Here is a 1,345-nt window from a genome sequence, read left to right on the forward strand (position 1 = left end):
CGGGCGACGGCCCGGACACGGCCGAGGCACCCGAGCCCCGCTGGGAGGACTTCGCCCCCGACGAGCCGGCCGCGGCCGACCCGGAGAGCGGCCCTTCCCGCCGCCTGCTCGACTCCGGCTACCAGCGCGAACTGGCCCAGGCCCGGCTCGCGCACCAGCGCGCCCTGCGCGAGTGGCGCACCAGCCGGGCCGAGGCCGGCAGCCCGGCCGCCGACGAGTCCCGGCGCGCCCACGAAGCGGCCGAGGAGGTCCGGGCCCGCGCGGTGCGCGAGTACAACGAGACCCTGGAGGAGTGCCGCCGGGCCTACCGGCTGGCCGAGCCGGCCGCCGTGGAGTCGCTGCTGGAGCGGGCACTGGCCGCGGCCGAGACCGCCACCCAGGATCTGCCCGCCCCCTGCCGGGCGGTCTTCCGCCCGCTCACCCGCACCGCCGTCCTGGACCTCGACCTGCCCCCGCTCGACCTGGTGCCCTCGCTCACCGGTTACCGGCTGGCCCCCGACGGCGACATCGTCCCGGTGCCCCGCCCGCCCGCGGACCGGGCCACCGACTACCTGCGGCTGGTCGCCCGGCTCGCGCTGCGCGCCCTGCAGGCCGCCGACGCCGTGGACACCGACGAGATACTCGCCGGGGTCGTCCTCAACGGCTGGCTGCGCGAGCCCGGCACCGCGGAGCCGCTCTGCCTGCTCAGCGTGGACGCCGACCGCGACGCCCTGGCCCGCACCCGGCTGCTACCTCCGGAGACCCCGTACGAGGAGCGCGACGACGAGGGCGTCTACGCCGACGCGGAACAGGACGAGGCGCTGGTCCGGCTGCGCCAGCTCGGCGCCGCCGTCACCCCGGACCCGTACGCCCGGGTGTCCGTCGAACCGGCCGCCAGGACCGGGGCCACCGTCCCCTCCGCGCCCGACCTGTCCGCCAACGAGTTCGCCCAGCTGGTGCGAGACCTGCTCACCCGGGGCGGGCTCGCCGAGTGGAGCGTACGGCTGCGCGGCCCGGCCGGGCTGGTCGCCACCGGCGAGGGCGCCCCCGGCAGCGCACTGCCCGGACGCTGGGTGGTGTGGGCCTCCCGGGGCGCCGCGCCGGTGACCGTGGAGCAGGTCGAGACCCTGGCCGAGGCCGTCCGGGAAGAGTCCGCCGAGCGCGGCCTGCGGCTGACCACCGGCCGCTTCAGCGACGAGGCCCTGGACCTCACCGCCGAGGAGAGCCACCGGCACATCCACCTGGTCGACGGCGACGGGGTGCGTGAACTCGCCCGCACCCACCTGGGCCTGCCGCTCGCCGCCGGGCTCTGACCACCCCGCCCGGAAGTTCGCTCCGACGGCCCGCCCGGCGGGCGCCCCGTCGG

The 1,345-nt window shown here is 78.3% G+C and carries 1 protein-coding gene; it reads left to right on the forward strand.

From position 1 onward, the window contains the following. A partial coding sequence (locus J0670_RS38110) for a restriction endonuclease (RefSeq protein ID WP_207817346.1) occupies nt 1-1,292 on the forward strand: 1,292 nt, incomplete at its 5' end. Between the last annotated feature and the right edge of the window lie 53 nt (nt 1,293-1,345).

Origin of the sequence: Streptomyces sp. FH025 (assembly GCF_017427025.1) — a bacterium.
Lineage (GTDB): Bacteria > Actinomycetota > Actinomycetes > Streptomycetales > Streptomycetaceae > Kitasatospora.